The sequence below is a fragment of the Mycolicibacterium chitae genome, from assembly GCF_900637205.1.
Lineage (GTDB): Bacteria > Actinomycetota > Actinomycetes > Mycobacteriales > Mycobacteriaceae > Mycobacterium > Mycobacterium chitae.
The window spans coordinates 919,867-936,478 of sequence record NZ_LR134355.1; the positions used below are offsets into that span (position 1 = coordinate 919,867).

General features: G+C 68.2%; 16 protein-coding genes and 1 tRNA gene. 5 read left to right on the forward strand and 12 right to left on the reverse strand.

Annotated features, from left to right (window positions below; genetic code table 11):
- Nucleotides 1–96 precede the first annotated feature (96 nt).
- Together gdhA and metG are read right to left on the reverse strand one after the other, a co-directional pair.
- A complete protein-coding gene (gene gdhA / locus EL338_RS04435) occupies nucleotides 97–1,449 on the reverse strand; it encodes an NADP-specific glutamate dehydrogenase (protein ID WP_126332622.1) in 1,353 nt (450 codons plus the stop codon).
- A complete protein-coding gene (metG, locus tag EL338_RS04440; RefSeq protein WP_126332623.1) occupies nucleotides 1,446–2,996 on the reverse strand; it encodes a methionine--tRNA ligase in 1,551 nt (516 codons plus the stop codon). Before metG ends, gdhA begins: the two co-directional genes overlap by 4 nt.
- 27 nt (nucleotides 2,997–3,023) lie before the next feature.
- Between metG and EL338_RS04445 the strand changes: the two genes are divergently transcribed.
- The 3 genes from EL338_RS04445 to rsmA all read left to right on the forward strand — a co-directional run bounded on the left by EL338_RS04445 (nucleotide 3,024) and on the right by rsmA (nucleotide 6,017).
- Nucleotides 3,024–3,878: a TatD family hydrolase gene (locus EL338_RS04445; protein WP_126332624.1), complete on the forward strand. Its 855-nt coding sequence runs from the start codon at nucleotides 3,024–3,026 to the stop codon at nucleotides 3,876–3,878.
- Nucleotides 3,879–4,005: 127 nt separating this feature from the next.
- Complete coding sequence (locus EL338_RS04450) at nucleotides 4,006–5,133, forward strand: resuscitation-promoting factor (protein WP_126336674.1); 1,128 nt, start codon at nucleotides 4,006–4,008, stop codon at nucleotides 5,131–5,133.
- Complete coding sequence (rsmA, locus tag EL338_RS04455; RefSeq protein ID WP_126332625.1) at nucleotides 5,130–6,017, forward strand: 16S rRNA (adenine(1518)-N(6)/adenine(1519)-N(6))-dimethyltransferase RsmA; 888 nt, start codon at nucleotides 5,130–5,132, stop codon at nucleotides 6,015–6,017. The genes EL338_RS04450 and rsmA overlap by 4 nt, the downstream gene beginning before the upstream one ends.
- On the opposite strand, the gene EL338_RS04460 is transcribed toward rsmA, so the two are convergent.
- Nucleotides 6,014–6,880 (reverse strand): serine/threonine-protein kinase, encoded by an 867-nt coding sequence (locus tag EL338_RS04460; protein WP_126332626.1) that lies wholly within the window; start codon nucleotides 6,878–6,880, stop codon nucleotides 6,014–6,016. The genes rsmA and EL338_RS04460 overlap by 4 nt on opposite strands.
- A 75-nt stretch (nucleotides 6,881–6,955) precedes the next feature.
- Here EL338_RS04460 and EL338_RS04465 point away from each other — a divergent pair, with 75 nt between their 5' ends.
- Entirely contained in the window at nucleotides 6,956–7,900 is a 945-nt protein-coding gene (locus EL338_RS04465) for a 4-(cytidine 5'-diphospho)-2-C-methyl-D-erythritol kinase (protein ID WP_126332627.1), read from the forward strand.
- A gap of 292 nt (nucleotides 7,901–8,192) precedes the next feature.
- Complete coding sequence (locus EL338_RS04470) at nucleotides 8,193–9,827, forward strand: fatty acyl-AMP ligase (protein ID WP_126332628.1); 1,635 nt, start codon at nucleotides 8,193–8,195, stop codon at nucleotides 9,825–9,827.
- Between the two features lie 89 nt (nucleotides 9,828–9,916).
- Here the strand turns inward: EL338_RS04470 and EL338_RS04475 are convergent, their stop codons facing one another.
- From EL338_RS04475 to EL338_RS04515, 9 genes are all read right to left on the reverse strand, one after another.
- Nucleotides 9,917–10,528 carry an AAA family ATPase gene (locus tag EL338_RS04475; RefSeq protein WP_126332629.1) on the reverse strand — a complete coding sequence of 204 codons (612 nt, stop codon included), beginning with the start codon at nucleotides 10,526–10,528 and terminating at the stop codon, nucleotides 9,917–9,919.
- Between the two features lie 136 nt (nucleotides 10,529–10,664).
- Nucleotides 10,665–11,243, reverse strand: a complete 579-nt coding sequence (pth, locus tag EL338_RS04480; protein WP_126332630.1) for an aminoacyl-tRNA hydrolase — start codon at nucleotides 11,241–11,243, stop codon at nucleotides 10,665–10,667.
- Nucleotides 11,244–11,252: 9 nt separating this feature from the next.
- On the reverse strand, nucleotides 11,253–11,897 hold the full coding sequence (locus tag EL338_RS04485; RefSeq protein WP_126332631.1) for a 50S ribosomal protein L25/general stress protein Ctc: 645 nt from the start codon (nucleotides 11,895–11,897) through the stop codon (nucleotides 11,253–11,255).
- Between the two features lie 142 nt (nucleotides 11,898–12,039).
- Complete coding sequence (locus tag EL338_RS04490; protein ID WP_126332632.1) at nucleotides 12,040–12,906, reverse strand: oxidoreductase; 867 nt, start codon at nucleotides 12,904–12,906, stop codon at nucleotides 12,040–12,042.
- 25 nt (nucleotides 12,907–12,931) lie between these two features.
- The gene (locus EL338_RS04495) at nucleotides 12,932–13,594 is read right to left on the reverse strand and encodes an LpqN/LpqT family lipoprotein (RefSeq protein WP_126332633.1); all 663 of its coding nucleotides are present in this window, start codon (nucleotides 13,592–13,594) and stop codon (nucleotides 12,932–12,934) included.
- Entirely contained in the window at nucleotides 13,591–13,932 is a 342-nt protein-coding gene (gene arsC, locus EL338_RS04500; RefSeq protein ID WP_179967162.1) for an arsenate reductase (glutaredoxin), read from the reverse strand. The genes EL338_RS04495 and arsC overlap by 4 nt, the downstream gene beginning before the upstream one ends.
- Nucleotide 13,933: 1 nt before the next feature.
- On the reverse strand, nucleotides 13,934–14,914 hold the full coding sequence (locus EL338_RS04505) for a ribose-phosphate diphosphokinase (RefSeq protein WP_126336675.1): 981 nt from the start codon (nucleotides 14,912–14,914) through the stop codon (nucleotides 13,934–13,936).
- 136 nt (nucleotides 14,915–15,050) lie between these two features.
- Complete coding sequence (gene glmU, locus EL338_RS04510; protein WP_126332635.1) at nucleotides 15,051–16,520, reverse strand: bifunctional UDP-N-acetylglucosamine diphosphorylase/glucosamine-1-phosphate N-acetyltransferase GlmU; 1,470 nt, start codon at nucleotides 16,518–16,520, stop codon at nucleotides 15,051–15,053.
- Nucleotides 16,521–16,536: 16 nt separating this feature from the next.
- A tRNA-Gln gene (locus EL338_RS04515) sits at nucleotides 16,537–16,608 on the reverse strand.
- Nucleotides 16,609–16,612: the final 4 nt, after the last annotated feature.

Sequence of the window (16,612 nt, forward strand, 5' to 3'; positions counted from 1 at the left end):
GGGATCAGTGTCGGCTCCTCGTTGAGCCGCTCTGACCTCAAGACACCGCCGGTGCCGCCGATGTGACAGGGTCCGCGCCGGGTGTGGCGCGGATCACTACACCAGGCCGAGGGCCAGCATCGCGTCGGCCACCCGGATGAACCCGGCGATGTTCGCCCCGGCCACGTAGTTGCCGGGCTGGCCGTACTCCTCGGCGGTGGACAGGACCCGGTTGTGGATCCGGCGCATGATCTCTTCGAGGCGCTTCTCGGTGTCGACGAACGTCCACGAATCGCGCGAGGCGTTCTGCTGCATCTCAAGCGCGCTGGTGGCCACGCCGCCGGCGTTGGCGGCCTTGCCTGGCGCGAAGATGACACCGGCCTCGGCGAACTGCTTGATCGCGTCCGGCGAGCACGGCATGTTGGCGCCCTCGGCGACGAAGCGGCAGCCGTTCTTGATCAGGAAACCGGACTCGGAGCCGTTGACCTCGTTCTGGGTGGCGCAGGGGACCGCGATGTCGCAGGGCACCTCCCACACCGACCGGCCCTCGATGAAGTGGGCCGCGCCCGCGCGGGCCTCGACGTAGTCGGCGACCCGGCCGCGCTTGACCTCTTTGATCTCCTTGAGCAGGCCGACGTCGATGCCCTTCTCGTCGACCACGTAGCCGCTGGAGTCCGAACAGGCGACCACGGTGCCGCCGAGTTCGTGGATCTGCTCGATGGCGTAGATCGCGACGTTGCCGGAACCGGAGACCACGACCCGCTTGCCCTCGACCGTGTCGTTGGCGGCCTTGACCATCTCGTTGAGGAAGAACACCGTGCCGTAGCCGGTGGCCTCGGTGCGCACCTGGGACCCGCCCCAGGTCAGGCCCTTGCCGGTGAGCACGCCGGACTCGTAGCGGTTGGTGATCCGCTTGTACTGGCCGAACAGGTAACCGATCTCGCGGCTACCGACGCCGGTGTCGCCGGCCGGGACGTCGGTGTACTCGCCGATGTGCCGGTACAGCTCGGTCATGAACGACTGGCAGAACCGCATCACCTCGTTGTCGGAGCGGCCCTTGGGGTCGAAGTCCGACCCGCCCTTGCCGCCGCCGATGGGCATGCCGGTCAACGAGTTCTTGAAGATCTGCTCGAAGCCCAGGAACTTGACGATGCCGAGGTACACCGACGGGTGGAACCGCAGGCCGCCCTTGAACGGGCCGAGCGCGGAGTTGAACTCGACGCGGAAGCCCCGGTTGATGTGGGTGGCGCCGGAGTCGTCGCTCCAGGGCACGCGGAAGATGATCTGGCGTTCGGGCTCGCACAGCCGACGGATCACCTCGCTGTCGGCGTACTCCGGATGCTTGGCGACGACCGGTCCGAGGCTGTGCAGCACCTCGTAGACGGCCTGATGAAACTCCAATTCGCCCGCGTTGCGCTGCACTACGTCGTCGTAGAGGCCGTGCAGCTTTTCGTGCAGTCCTGTAGTCATTCATCCACCTGATATCGAGGGAACACGCCTGTGGGCGTCGGAAGCGCGGCACCGGGTTTGAGTCTGGTGCCGAGGGCGGCGAACGTGCGGTCGTCCGCGGGCTGGCCCAGCAGGTTGAGAAGTTTACCCGCCGAGGAGGGCATCACCGGCTGCGCCAGCAGCGCGGCGATGCGGACGGTCTCCATGGTGACGTACAACACCGTGCCGAACCGCTGCTGATCGGCGGCCTGCTCGGACTTGCGCAACACCCAGGGTTCTTGGGCCGAGAAGTAGCGGTTGGCGGCGCCCAGTACCTGCCAGATGGCCTCCAGCGCCTGGTGCATGGCCTGGTCGTCGTAGTGGCCGCGCACGGTGTCGAGCAGCGCGTCGGCGGCCGCCAGCAGCGTCTCGTCGTCGCCGGTGAACTCGCCCGGGGTCGGCACCACCCCGTCGAGATTCTTGGCCACCATCGACAGCGAGCGCTGCGCGAGGTTGCCCAGCTCGTTGGCCAGGTCGGTGTTGATCCGGCTGATGATGCCTTCTTCGCTGTAGCTGCCGTCCTGTCCGAACGGCACCTCCCGCAGCAGGAAGTAGCGCAGCTGGTCGACGCCGAACGCGTCCGCGAGGGCGATGGGGTCGACGACGTTGCCCACCGACTTGCTCATCTTCTCGCCGCGGTTGAACAGGAAGCCGTGCGCGTAGACCCGCCGCGGCAGCTCGATGCCGGCCGACATCAGGAACGCGGGCCAGTACACCGCGTGGAACCGGATGATGTCCTTGCCGATCATGTGCAGATCAGCGGGCCAGAACCGCTGGAACGCCGCCGAGTCGGTGTCCGGGAACCCGACCCCGGTGAGGTAGTTGGTCAGCGCGTCGACCCACACGTACATGACGTGGTCGGGATGGCCGGGGACGGGCACACCCCAGTCGAAGGTGGTCCGCGAGATCGACAGGTCGGTCAGCCCGCCGCTGACGAAGCTGACCACCTCGTTGCGCCGCGAGTCCGGGCCGATGAACTCCGGATGGGCCGCATAGTGCGCGAGCAGCCGGTCGGTGTAGGCCGACAGCCGGAAGAAGTAGGTCTGCTCCTCGGTCCAGGTGACCTCGGTGCCCGTCTCGATGGCGATCCGGGTGCCGTCGGGGCCCTCCTGGGTCTCGTCGGTGGCGAAGAACCGCTCGTCGCGGACCGAGTACCAGCCGGCGTAGGAATCGAGGTAGATGTCGCCGGCGTCGTTCATCCGCTGCCAGATGGCCTTGGACGCCTCGAAGTGGTCGGGATCACTCGTGCGGATGAACCGGTCGAAGGAAACGTCGAGGCGCTCCTGCAGTTGCTGGAACACATCGGAGTTGCGCCGAGCCAGTTCCGCGGTGGGGATTCCCTCGGCCGCCGCGGTCTGCGCCATCTTCAGGCCGTGTACGTCGGTGCCGGTCAAAAACCGGACGTCAAAGCCGTCGAGACGCTTGAATCGAGCAATCGCGTCGGTGGCGATGTACTCGTAGGCGTGCCCGACGTGCGGTGTGCCGTTGGGGTAGGCAATCGCCGTCGTCACGTAGTAGGGCTGGCTCATCAGGAGATCACCTTATTGTCTTTTGGTGTGTCCGCGAAAAGCAGTAAGCGACCGGCGCCTCCGCTGCCGGAGCCGCTGTCCCCGTTGATCGACGCCCACACCCACCTCGATGCGTGTGGCGCGGCCGACGCCGCCGACGTCAAGGCCATCCTGGATCGCGCCGAGTCCGTCGGCGTCGCAGCCGTCGTGACCATCGCCGATGACCTCGACGCCGCGCAGTGGGCCGTGCGCGCCGCGGACTGGGATCCGCGGGTGTACGCCGCGGTGGCCCTGCACCCGACGCGCGCCAACGCGCTCAACGACGAAGCCCGGGCCACCATCGAGGCGCTCGCCGACCATCCGCGGGTGGTCGCCGTCGGCGAGACCGGCATGGACATGTACTGGCCCGGCAAACTCGACGGATGCGCCGACCCGGTGCAGCAGCGCGAGGGCTTCGCCTGGCACATCGACCTGGCCAAGCGCACCGGCAAGCCGCTGATGATCCACAACCGCGACGCCGACGACGAGGTGCTCGACGTGCTGCGCGCCGAGGGCGCGCCGGACACGGTGATCTTCCATTGCTTCTCCTCGGGCCCGCAGATGGCCCGGGCCTGCATCGATGCGGGCTGGTACCTGAGCCTTTCGGGGACGGTCAGCTTCCGGAACGCCGCCGATCTGCGGGAGGCGGCCCGTCTGATTCCCCGCGAACAACTGCTGGTGGAGACCGACGCGCCGTTCCTGACCCCGCACCCGTACCGGGGCGCGCCCAACGAGCCGTACTGCCTGCCCTACACCGTGCGCGCGCTGGCCGAACTGACCGAGCGGCCGGCCGCCGAGCTGGCCGCGGATTCGTCGGCAAACGCCCGGCGTGTGTACGGTCTAGGCGGCAATGGTGCCGATTGAACGCGGCGCGCGGCGGCGGTGCAGTTGCCCGCGCCTGTGACGTTCGTTACCGTCTTGTGATAATCGCGGGCCCGTCAGGGCCCCGTCGCATGTAGAGCTCATGAACGAGAATTTGGACAACGCCACGGTGAATGCACTAACCAAACTTCATCAGGCCCGCTCACCGATGCTGCGAATTGTTGTCGGCGCGACCCTGGTCGCCCTGATCTTCGCCGGTGGTTCCGCCGTCGCCGCCCACAAGACCGTGACGCTGTCGGTCGACGGCACTCCGATCACGGTGACGACGATGAAGTCCCGCGTGATCGACATCGTCAACGAGAACGGCTTCGATGTCGACGAGCGCGACGACCTGCTGCCCGCGGCCGACGAGCGCGTCGGCAACGCCGAGACGATCGTCCTCAAGCGCAGCCGGCCGTTGGAGGTCTCGCTGGACGGCCAGAACAGCCAGCAGTTGTGGACGACGGCGGCCACGGTCGACGAGGCCCTGGCGCAACTGGACATGACCGACAACGCCCCGGAGGCCGCCTCGCGCGGCTCGCGCGTGCCGCTCGAGGGCATGTCGCTGGCGGTGGTGAGCCCGAAGACGGTGCAGATCAACGACGGTGGCGCCATCAGCACCGTGCACCTGGCCGCGCCGAACGTCGAGACCCTGCTGGCCGAGGCCGGCGCCCCGCTCGAACAGCGCGACAAGGTGGTGCCGGCCGCCTCGAGCCCGGTGATCTCGGGGATGCAGATCGAGGTGACCCGGATCCGGATGGAGAAGGTCACCGAGCGGCTGCCGTTGGAGCCCAATGCGCAGCGCATCGAGGACCCGGAGATGAACATGAGCCGGCAGGTCGTCGAGGATCCCGGCACCCCGGGCACCCAGGACGTGACGTTCGCGGTGGCGAAGGTCAACGGCGTCGAGACGGGCCGGCTGCCGGTCGCCAACACCGTGGTGACCCCGGCGCGCGATTCGGTGCTGCGGGTCGGCGCCAAGCCGGGCACCGAGGTGCCGCCGGTGCGCAACGGGGCCATCTGGGATGCCCTGGCGCAGTGCGAAGCCGGTGGTAACTGGTCCATTAACACGGGTAACGGTTATTACGGTGGCGTCCAATTTGATCTGAATACCTGGGCGCGACAAGGTGGTTTGCGTTATGCTCCCCGTGCAGATCTTGCAACTCGTGAAGAACAGATCGCCATAGCGGAAGTCACGCAGGCGCGCCAAGGGTGGGGGGCGTGGCCCACGTGCAGTAGTAGGGCAGGTTTACGCTGACTATTCGACTACTCGGTCGCACCGAGATAAGAGCCCTCGCCAAAGAACTCGATTTCCGGCCGCGAAAATCGCTCGGCCAGAACTTCGTTCACGACGCCAACACCGTGCGCCGCATCGTGTCGGCGTCCAGCATCAACCGCAATGACAAGGTCATCGAGGTTGGTCCGGGTCTGGGGTCCTTGACGCTGGGTCTGCTGGATCGCGGTGCGACGGTGACGGCCGTCGAGATCGATCCGGTGCTTGCGCAGCGGCTTCCCCAGACGATCGCGTCGCATTCGCACAGCGAGATCCATCGCCTCACCGTGCTCAACCGCGACATCCTCACGCTGCGGCGGGAGGATCTCGAGACCGAGCCGACCGCGCTGGTGGCCAACCTCCCGTACAACATCGCGGTGCCGGCGCTGCTGCACCTGCTCGCGGAGTTCCCGTCCATCAAGACCGTGATGGTCATGGTGCAGTCGGAGGTCGCCGAGCGGCTGGCCGCCGAACCGGGCGGCAAGGATTACGGCGTGCCGAGCGCCAAGGTGCGGTTCTACGGCCGCGTGCGCCGCTACGGCATGGTGTCGCCGACGGTGTTCTGGCCCATCCCGCGGGTGTATTCGGGACTGGTCCGGATCGACCGCCACGAGACCTCGCCGTGGCCCACCGACGAGTCCTTCCGGGACCGCGTGTTCGAACTGGTCGACATCGCCTTCGCGCAGCGCCGAAAGACCTCGCGGAACGCCTTTTTGGAATGGGCGGGTTCGGGTAACGAATCGGCGAGCCGACTGTTGGCCGCCAGCATCGACCCGGCACGTCGCGGGGAGACGCTGTCCATCGCCGATTTCGTCCGGCTGTACCAGCGCTCCGGGGAACCCGGCAGCAAAGAGGTCCCGGTCTCCTAGGCCAGCACCCGCTGGAGTAGGTCGACGAACTCCGCGCAGGATTCGTGGCGCGCGTCGGGTTCCTTCATCAGCGCCGTCGCGAGCACCGAGTCAAAACCGCGGGGCAGCCCGCTGATTCGCTGCGAGAACCGCGGTGGTGGTAGTTCCAGGTGGGCGTCGATGAGCCCGGCCGCCGTGGTCGCCGTGAACGGCGGTGCGCCGGTGAGCAGTTCGACGGCCGTACACGCCAGCGAGTACTGATCGGTGCTCGCCGAAGGCATTTGGCCCAGCAGCAACTCCGGGGCCGCATACGGCAACGAGGCCTGCACCGACGTCGGCGCGGCCGGTGGCCGGCCGGTGATGCGCCGCGCCGGGTCCAACGACAGGCGACGCCCGCCGCCGTGGGCCAGCCGGGCGGCCATGTCCTCGGCCAGCACATGGGCCACCGCGAAGTCGATCAGCACCGCGCCGCCCGCCGAGAAGTCCTGGTGGACAAGGATGTTGGCAGGCTTGACGTCGCAGTGCACGATGCCCAGCCGGTGGGCGTGGTCGAGTGCGTCGGCGATCTGGGCCAGCGCGGCGAGCCGATCGGCGGGCGCGCTGAGCGCCGTGACATTACCGCCGTCGACGTACTGCATGGCGATCCAGTGCGGTCCGAGTTCGTACTCGGTGACGATGTGCGGATGGTCGAGTTGCCCGGTCAGGACGAAGGCCCGCTCCAACCGGTGGAGCGCTTGCGGATCGCGATGCTCGGAGTCGAGCACCTTGAGCGCCACGGGACGGGAATCCTGGGGCCGGCGCGCCAGGTACACGGTGGCGCTGCCGCCACGTCCCAGCGTCCGCTCGAGGACGTAGCCGCGGAGGTCCTCACCGGGCTGCGGCATCAGAACAGCCTAGTCAGCGGCGGATGGCGTCACTTCGTCCGGCGCCGCCGTCGTCGCCCGGCGTACCCTCGTGCGGTGACCGCGTCTGATGGCAGTACCGCCGCGCAATGGGTGACTCCGGGTTCGGTGACGGTTCGAGTGCCCGGCAAGGTCAACCTCTTTCTGGCCGTCGGTGACGAACGCGCCGACGGCTACCACGAACTGACCACCGTGTTCCACGCCGTGTCCCTGTTCGACGAGGTCATCGTCCGCGCCGCCGACGTGATGTCGCTGACCATTCGGGGCGAGGGCGCCGAGACGCTGCCGGTCGACGAGCGCAACCTGGCGTGGCGGGCCGCCGAACTGCTGGCCGGGCACGTCGGCCGCACCCCCGATGTGGCGATCACCATCAACAAGTCGATCCCGGTGGCCGGGGGAATGGCCGGCGGTAGCGCGGACGCCGCGGCCGTGCTGGTCGGCATGAACACGCTGTGGGAGCAGGGGGTGCCGCGCCGGGACCTGCACGCGCTGGCCGCGCAGCTGGGCAGCGACGTGCCGTTCGCCTTGCACGGCGGCACCGCGCTGGGCACCGGCCGCGGCGAGGAGTTGGCCACCGTGCTGGCCCGCAACACCTTCCACTGGGTGTTGGCGTTCGCCGACGGCGGGCTGTCGACCCCCGCGGTCTTCGGCGAGATCGACCGATTGCGCGCCGCCGGTGGGCCGCCGCGGCTCGAGGACCCCGAGCCGGTGCTGGCCGCGCTGGCCGCCGGCGACGCGGCGCAGCTGGCGCCGCTGCTGGGCAACGACCTGCAGCCGGCGGCGCTGAGCCTGGACCCCGGGCTGCGTCGCACCCTGCGCGCCGGCAAGGAGGCCGGCGCGCTGGCCGGCATCGTGTCGGGATCCGGTCCCACCTGCGCCTTCCTGTGCGCCTCGGAGACCTCGGCCGTCGACGTCGGCACCGAACTGGCCGGCGCCGGGGTGTGTCGCACGGTGCGGGTGGCCAGCGGCCCGGTGCCGGGCGCGCGCGTCGTCTCCAGCTGACGGCTCGCGGCGTTCCGGGAGTGAACTGTGTCTCACGTACCTGGAAAGTTTGTCGGTTACTTAAGAGGAGTTTAAGATGAGCGACGGTGATGGATAGCGATCTGATCGACGCTCGATTGGAGCCCACCGGATCAGCCGGTGGGTTTTATTGCCGTCCGCCATCAATTCGAGATCTAACCGCAGCGCAATTGTGTGCGCGCGCCTCCGAGCAGGTGCCCACAGCCAGGCGGAACATGTACAAGATCGTGTCGTCGCCGGCACCAGTATTGCTCCGGAATCCGAGGAGGTCCTCGTGAGCAGATTCACCGACAAGATGTACTACAACGCCGCGACCAGCACCAAGGGCATGGTCACCGGCGAACCCCACGAGCCGGTCCGGCACACCTGGGGTGAGGTACACGAGCGGGCCCGCCAGATCGCCGGCGGTCTGGCCGCGGCCGGTGTCGGCCACGGCGACGCCGTCGGGGTGCTGGCCGGAGCGCCGGTCGAGATCGCGCCGGTGGCCCAGGGGCTGTGGATGCGCGGCGCGAGCCTGACCATGCTGCACCAGCCGACCCCCCGCACCGACCTGGTGGTCTGGGCCGGCGACACCATGAACGTCGTTGACATGATCGAGGCCAAGGCCGTCATCATCTCCGATCCGTTCATGGCCGCCGCGCCGGTGCTCGAGGAGAAGGGCCTGAAGGTCCTGACCGTCGCCGAGTTGCTGGACTCCGAGCCCATCGATCCGGTCGAGACCGCCGAGGACGACCTGGCGCTGATGCAGCTGACCAGCGGTTCCACCGGCTCGCCGAAGGCGGTGCACATCACGCACCGCAACCTGCACTCCAACGCCGAGGCGATGTTCATCGGCGCGGAGTACGAGGTCGAAAAAGACGTCATGGTCAGCTGGCTGCCCTGTTTCCACGACATGGGCATGATCGGCTTCCTGACCGTCCCGATGTATTTCGGCGCCGAGCTGATCAAGGTCACGCCGATGGACTTCCTGCGCGACACCCTGCTGTGGGCGCGGCTGATCGACAAGTACAAGGGCACCATGACCGCGGCCCCGAACTTCGCCTACGCGCTGTTCGCCAAGCGACTGCGCCGGCAGGCCAAGCCCGGTGAGTTCGACCTGTCCACGCTGCGGTTCGCGCTGTCGGGCGCCGAGCCCGTCGAGCCCGCCGACGTCGAGGACCTGATCGACGCCGGCAAGCCGTTCGGGCTCAAGCCGTCGGCGATCCTGCCGGCCTACGGCATGGCCGAGGCCACGCTGGCGGTGTCGTTCTCCGAGTGCAACGCCGGTCTGGTGGTCGACGAGATCGACGCCGACCTGTTGGCCGCGCTGCGCCAGGCCGTGCCGGCCACCAAGGGCAACACCAAGCGGCTGGCGTCGCTGGGCCCGCTGCTCGAGGGGCTGGAAGCCCGCATCGTCGACGAGCACGGCAACATCAAGCCGGCCCGCGGCGTCGGAGTGATCGAGCTGCGCGGTGAGGCGATGACGCCGGGGCACACCACCATGGGTGGCTTCCTGCCCGCGCAGGACGAGCATGGCTGGTACGACACCGGCGACCTCGGCTACACGATGGAGAACGGCCACATCGTGGTGTGCGGCCGCGTCAAGGACGTCATCATCATGGCCGGCCGCAACATCTATCCCACCGACATCGAGCGGGCCGCCGGCCGCGTCGAGGGAGTGCGCCCGGGTTGCGCCGTGGCCGTGCGTCTGGACGCCGGGCATTCCCGCGAAACGTTCGCCGTCGCAGTGGAATCCAACGCCTACCAGGATCCGGCCGAGGTGCGTCGCATCGAGCACCAGGTGGCCCACGAGGTGGTCGCCGAGGTCGACGTGCGGCCCCGCAACGTCGTGGTCCTCGGTCCCGGCACCATCCCGAAGACCCCGTCGGGCAAGCTGCGTCGCGCCAACTCCGTCGAGCTCGTCACCTAGCTAGCCTTTTTAGCGCGAGCGTGCGTGTTCGCGGCCGCCACGCCGGTGGTTTTGCGTAGTTTGCGCACGGTCGTCGGGGCCGGCGCGCGCTAGAAGTGGATGTGTCGGGCGCCGACCGCCATGCGGCGCATCTGGGACCGCAGCGGTGATAAGCGGGGCGCGACGAGTTCCAGTTGGGCTTGTCCGGCGATGAACTCCACCACTTCGTCGATGTTGCGGCCATCGGTGTCGACGTGCGTGGCGAACCGTTCCGCGGCGAGTGCAGTCACACAACGCTCGATCTGATCCATTGCCCACGATTCGTTGCGGCCGACCGCCCGACCCAGCCAGTACGCTGCGCGAGACTGCAACCGTCCTCGTAACGTCGCAGGGGAGGCCATCAGCGAAAAATGTTGTACCGCAACGTCATTGTTCCGCAGACCCGACATGATCTCGTCGAAGTAGTCCAGGTCGACGAGTGTCATCGGTACGAGTACGGGGCCATCGTGCGCATGCACGGCATCGGTGAGGGTGGCGACGACCGCAGAACGCCACTGCGGCCGATCCTGAAAGTCTTTGCGCTCCGACTCCGGCAGCATTCGATGGATGCCATAACCGATGAGTTCGGGATCAGCGACGTGCGCGTGGCGCAGCCGTCGTTGGAGTTCGAACGCGGTTTGTGTTTTGCCGGCACCGAAAGCGCCGTTGATCCACAGCAGCACCGTGCCGAGTTTAGAGGCGCTGCAGTCACCGCGAACGTGCGCAAACTACGAAAAACCACCGGCGTGGCGGCCGCGGACACGCACGCTCGCGCTAAGGGGGCACCCACGCGGCACGCTCGCGCAAATAGAAAAGAAGTCAGCCCCAGGCGTGGACGGTGTTCTGCGCCGGCTCCAGGCCGAGCTCGATCAGCAACTCCACGGCGTCGGCGGCCTGCTCGCAGATGGTGGGCACCTCTTTGCGCTCGGCGGCGTTGAACTGCTCGAGTACGAACGCCGCCCCGGACTTCTGCCCGGGCGGCTTACCGATGCCGATCCGCACCCGCTGAAAATCGTTGCTGCCCAACGACGATGCCACCGAACGCAGGCCGTTGTGGCCCGCTGCGCCGCCGCCGGCCTTGAGCCGGATCCGACCGAAGTCGATGTCCAGCTCATCGTGGACAACGATGACGTCCGCAGGCTCCACCGAATAGAACTTGGCCAGCGGCCCGACCTGGCGCCCGGACTCGTTCATGAACACGCGCGGTTTCGCGACGACCACGGCCCGGCCGCCGAGGCGACCGGTGATCGCCTCGGCGCCGGAACGCTTGTGCACCTTGAACTTTTCGCGCATCCGGTCGGCGAGGATGTCGACGACCATGAACCCGACGTTGTGCCGGGTCTTGGCGTAGTTCGGTCCGGGGTTGCCCAGGCCGACCACCAGCAGTGTGTCGGCCATCGTCGCGAGCTACTCGGACTCGGGGGCTTCGGCGGCCGGGGCGGCCTCGGCGGCCTCCTCGCCCTCTTCCTCGATCCCGCCCTCGAGATCCTGGGCGGTGGGCGCCGGCACGATGTTGACCACCAGGAACTCGGGATCCGAGATCAGCGAGACACCGTCGGGCAGCGGAACGTCGCTGGCCAGGATCTGGGTGCCGACCTCGGCGCCCTCGATCGACGCGATCAGCTCTTCGGGGATCGACAGCGCCTCGGCCTCGATCTCGATGGTGCTGGCTTCCTGGGTGACCAGGGTGCCCGGGGCGGCCTCGCCCTCGATGAGGACGTTGACCTCGACGATGACCTTCTCGCCGCGCTTGACCACGAGCAGGTCGGCGTGCTGGATGTTGCGCCGGATCGGGTGGATCTCCAGGGCCCTGGTCAGCGCAAGCTGCTCGGTGCCGTCGATGTCGAGGGCCAGCACCGCGTTGGTGCCGGAGTAGCGCAGCACCGCGGCGAGTTCGCGCGCGGGCAGCAGCAGGTGCCGGGGATCGGTGCCGTGGCCGTAGAGCACGGCGGGCACCTGGCCCTCACGACGGGCCTGGCGCGAGGCGCCCTTGCCGGTCTTGGCGCGCACGGTGGCGCGCAGGTTGTTCTTCGAGGCGGCGGCTGGGGCCATGATGTTTGCTCCTAGGTGACCGGGCGGGAAATCTTCGAGGCACGGCCAGAGCAGAAAAACCGCAGCGAATGCGGGTCCCCGTCGATAACGGTGGTCGAGCCACCCTCGCCGTGACGCCCGGCCAGATTAGCGCATGGGGTGCTCAGATCGAAAATTCGGTGTCCGTGAGCTGCGACGACAGCTCCCACAGGCCCTGCGCCTTGGCCTTGCTGCGGGCCAGCGGGCTGCGCGGGGACGGACCGGTGGGGCCGGTTTGGCCGAACCGCGGACCGATGAACGCATCGCCGGGCACGTCCTCGGCCGCGGCGTACAGGGTCTGCCGTGCGCCGAAGTCGGCGTCGGTGGCCATGAACCTGTTGCCGAACCGCAGGAAGCGGCTGCTCAGCGGCCCATCCGAGTGCGTCTGCAGGTTGGTGGCCGAGTAGCCCGGATGCGCGGCCACGGCCCGCACCGGTGACCCGGCCCGCTCGAGGCGGCGCTGCAACTCGCTGGTGAACAGCAGGTTCGCCAGCTTGGACTGGCCGTAGGCGCCCCAGGCCGAGTAGGGCCGCGCCTTCCAGCTCAGGTCTTCGAGCTTGATCCGGCCCATCAGGTGCATCAGCGACGAGACCGTGACCACCCGGTCGGTGATCTTGGGCAGCAGCCGGTTGGTCAACGCGAAATGCCCCAGGTGGTTGGTGCCGATCTGGCTCTCGAAGCCGTCCTTGGTCAGCGCGAACGGCACGGCCATCACCCCGGCGTTGTTGATCAGCACGTCGACCCGGTCGATGCCGTCGGCGAATTCCCGCACCGAGGCGAGGTCCTGCAGGTCCAGCCGCCGTACCTCGACCGTCCCGGGCATCGCCGCCGCGGCGGCCGCACCCTTGTCGGTGTTGCGCACGGCCAGGATGACCGAGCCCCCGACGCGGGCCAGTTCGCGGGCGGTGATCTCACCCAGTCCGCTGTTGGCGCCGGTGACGATCACGGTGCGGTCGGCGAAGGACGGAAGATCGGCTGCGGTCCACTTCATGACTGCCAGCGTAGATGCGCGCCGCTCAGGCGACCGTGACCTCGAATCCGTTGATGATCTCCTCGATGTCCGCCGAGTCGGCGACGGCCCGGTCGGCCAGGCCGGTGATGGTCAGCTGCACCAGGTAGCGCTGGAACTCCGGTTCGGGGGTGACGGGGATGACGATCCGGCTGTAGCTGTGCAGCCGTGGGGGTTCGGAGCCCGGTTCGGACGGCCCGAAGTAGCTGCCCTCGATCATGGCCGACGGGAACCCGTCGAAGTCGTCGAAGGATTCGTTGAGCTTGGTGAAGCCGGGGGAGAGCAGCGCGTCGGCGTTGGCGTGCGCAATGGCCGCGGGCACGTCGAAGCCGCCCTCGAGCCGGAACACCAACACGGTCGCGGTGGGGTAGGTGTTGTTCTTGGCGATGCCCTCGGTTGTCGGTGCCAGGTTCTCGTTGCGGTAGGTGCTCCACCCGTCGGGGCGCACCAGGGTGACCGAGATGTCGGTCAGGTCCGCGAGCGCCACCGCCTCACCCTGGACGCCGACACCGGCCAGATACTGCGAGAACGGAACGGGCGGTTCGGAACTCGTCGGCGGAGCCGTCGTCGCCGAGCTCGACCAGATCGACTGGTAGTCCGGCGCCGGCGTCCCGCAGGCCGTGCACGCCAGCAGGGCGGCGGCCGCGGCCGCGCACAGCCGGCGACTCACAGAATCTCGTGCACCGCGTCGATCGGTCGGGCCAAGCGGGTGCCCTTGTCGGTGACGACGAACGGCCGCTCGATCAGGATGGGGTGCTCGGCCATGGCGTCGAGCAGTTCGTCGTCGCCGGCGTCGGCCAGGTTCAACTCGGCGTAGAGCGCCTCGCGTTTGCGCACCGCCTGCCGGACCTCGATGCCGGCGTCAGCGATCATCTGCACCAACTCGGCGCGGCTCGGCGGCGTCTTGAGGTACTGCACCACCTCGGGCTCAAGGCCGTTGTCCCGCAACAGATCCAGCGTCTTGCGCGACGTGCTGCACTTCGGGTTGTGATAGATCTTCGCGGCCATATCAGGCCGATCCATTGAAAAGGCCGGTGACAGAACCGTTTTCGAACACCTCGCGGATGGTGCTGGCGAGCAGCGGGGCGATCGACAGCACGGTGAGCTGCGGGAAGCGCTTCTCCTCGGCGATCGGCAGGGTGTTGGTGACGATCACTTCGCGGGCGCCGCAGTCGGCCAGTCGCTGCGCGGCCGGATCGCTGAGCACGCCGTGGGTGGCCGCGATGATCACGTCCTTGGCGCCGTCCTGCTGCAGCAGCTTGACCGCGCCGGCGATGGTGCCGCCGGTGTCGATCATGTCGTCGGTGAGCACGCAGGTCTTGCCCTTGACGTCGCCGACGACGCGGTTGGACACCACCTGGTTGGGCACCAGTGGGTCACGGGTCTTGTGGATGAACGCCAGCGGGACACCGCCGAGCGAGTCGGCCCACTTCTCGGCGACGCGCACGCGCCCGGAGTCCGGGGACACCACGACCATGTCCTCGTTGGAGTAGTTCTCGCCGATGTAGCCGCACAGCAGCGACTGCCCGCGCATGTGGTCGACGGGTCCGTCGAAGAAGCCCTGGATCTGGTCGGTGTGCAGGTCCACCGACACGATGCGGTCGGCGCCGGCGGTCTTGAGCAGATCGGCGACCAGGCGCGCGGAGATGGGCTCGCGGCCGCGGTGCTTCTTGTCCTGCCGGGCGTAGGGATAGAACGGCAGGATCGCGGTGATGCGCTTGGCGCTGCCACGCTTGAGCGCGTCGATCATGATCAGCTGTTCCATCAGCCATTGGTTCACCGGGGCGGGGTGACTCTGCAGGACGAAGGCGTCGCTGCCGCGCACCGATTCGTCGAACCGGACGAAGATCTCGCCGTTCGCGAAGTCCCGCGCGGTCTGCGCGGTGACGTGTACATCAAGTTCTTTGGCGACCTGGTCGGCAAGTTCGGGATGTGCTCGCCCCGCGAACAACATCAGGTTCTTGCGGTTGTCGGTCCACTCGTAGGTCACTTCAGCGCTGCCCTTGGCCTTGGGGTTGGTAACTGGCCAGCACGGTACCGGCCGCATGGGCAATCGTACGTAGCGTTGGCCGCGATGCGTTGCCGGGTTACCGGATTGCCAACAACTGGGGTAGTCCCGGCCGCGCTTACCGCTCGTCCTGGGCCTTGCGGGCGGCCTCGGCGGCCGCGCTACCGGGGCGTTTGCGCTCCACCCAGCCCTCGATGTTGTGTTGGGCGTTCTCGGAGACCGCGAGCGCGCCCGGCGGCACGTCCTGGCGCAGCACGGTCCCGGCCCCGGTGTAGGCACCGTCTCCGACCTGGACCGGAGCGACGAACATGGTGTCCGACCCGGTCCGCACGTGCGAGCCGATGGTGGTGCGGCGCTTGGTCTCGCCGTCGTAGTTCACGAACACACTCGAGGCGCCGATGTTGGAATGCTCACCAATGTCGGCGTCGCCGACGTAGGTGAGGTGCGGCACCTTGGTGCCCGTGCCGATCACGGAGTTCTTCACCTCGACGAACGCGCCCACCTTGCCGTCGGCGCCCAGCGAGGTGCCTGGCCGCAGGTAGGCGAACGGCCCGACGCTGGCGCCCGCACCGATCTGCGACTGCCCGCCGTGGGTGCGCACCACCGACGCGCCGTCGCCCACGTGGACGTCGGCCAGCGTGGTGTCCGGGCCGATCACGCACTTGCTGCCGATGGTCGTGGTGCCCAGCAGTTGGGTGCCGGGCTGGATGACGGTGTCGCGTCCGACGGTGACGTCGACGTCGACCCAGGTGGTGGCGGGGTCGACGACCGTGACGCCGGACCGCTGCAGCGCGGCCACCAGGCGCCGGTTCAGTTCGGCGCCGAGCGTGGAGAGTTGCACGCGGTCGTTGACGCCGGCCACCAGCGTGCTGTCGTCGACGTGCTGGGCGTGCACGATCTTGTGCTCGCCGCGCACGATTGAGATGACGTCGGTCAGGTACAGCTCGTGCTGGGCGTTGTCGGAGGACAGCTGGTCGAGCGCGGAGCGCAGCGCGTCGATGTCGAAGGCGTAGACCCCGGCGTTGACCTCGCGGATCGCCCGCTGCTGCGGCGTGGCGTCGGCCTCCTCGACGATCGCGATGACCTCGCCGTCCTGGGTCCGCAGGATCCGGCCGTACCCGGTGGCGTCCTCCAACGTCGTGGTCAGCACGGTGACGGCGGCGGGCTCGTTGCGGTGCCCCTCGGTCAGCGCGGCCAGGGTGTCGGCGTCGAGCAGCGGGATGTCGCCGGAGGTCACCACCACCGTGCCGTGGAAATCGTCGGGCAGCGCGGAGAGCCCGCACAGGACGGCGTGACCGGTGCCCAGCTGCTGGTCCTGCACGGCGATGTCGATGCGGCGGCCCAGCGTCTCGGCCAGCTCGGCCACGGTCGGCGCGATGCGTTCGCGATCCTTGCCCAGCACCACCACCAGGTGGCTCGGCGAGGCCTTGGCCACCGCGTGCAACGCGTGTGCCAGCATGCTGCGCCCTGCGAGCGTGTGCAGCACCTTCGGGGTGTCGGAGCTCATCCGGGTGCCGGCCCCGGCGGCCAACACCACGGTGACGGTCTCGGATGCTGTTGCGGGCGCCGATTCGCGCTGTGTCGTCATGGGCTTCCTTCGACTGCTCCGTCGCCAGGACTCGAACCTGAACTATCTGAACCAAAATCAGAGGTGCTGCCGATTACACCACGACGGACTAT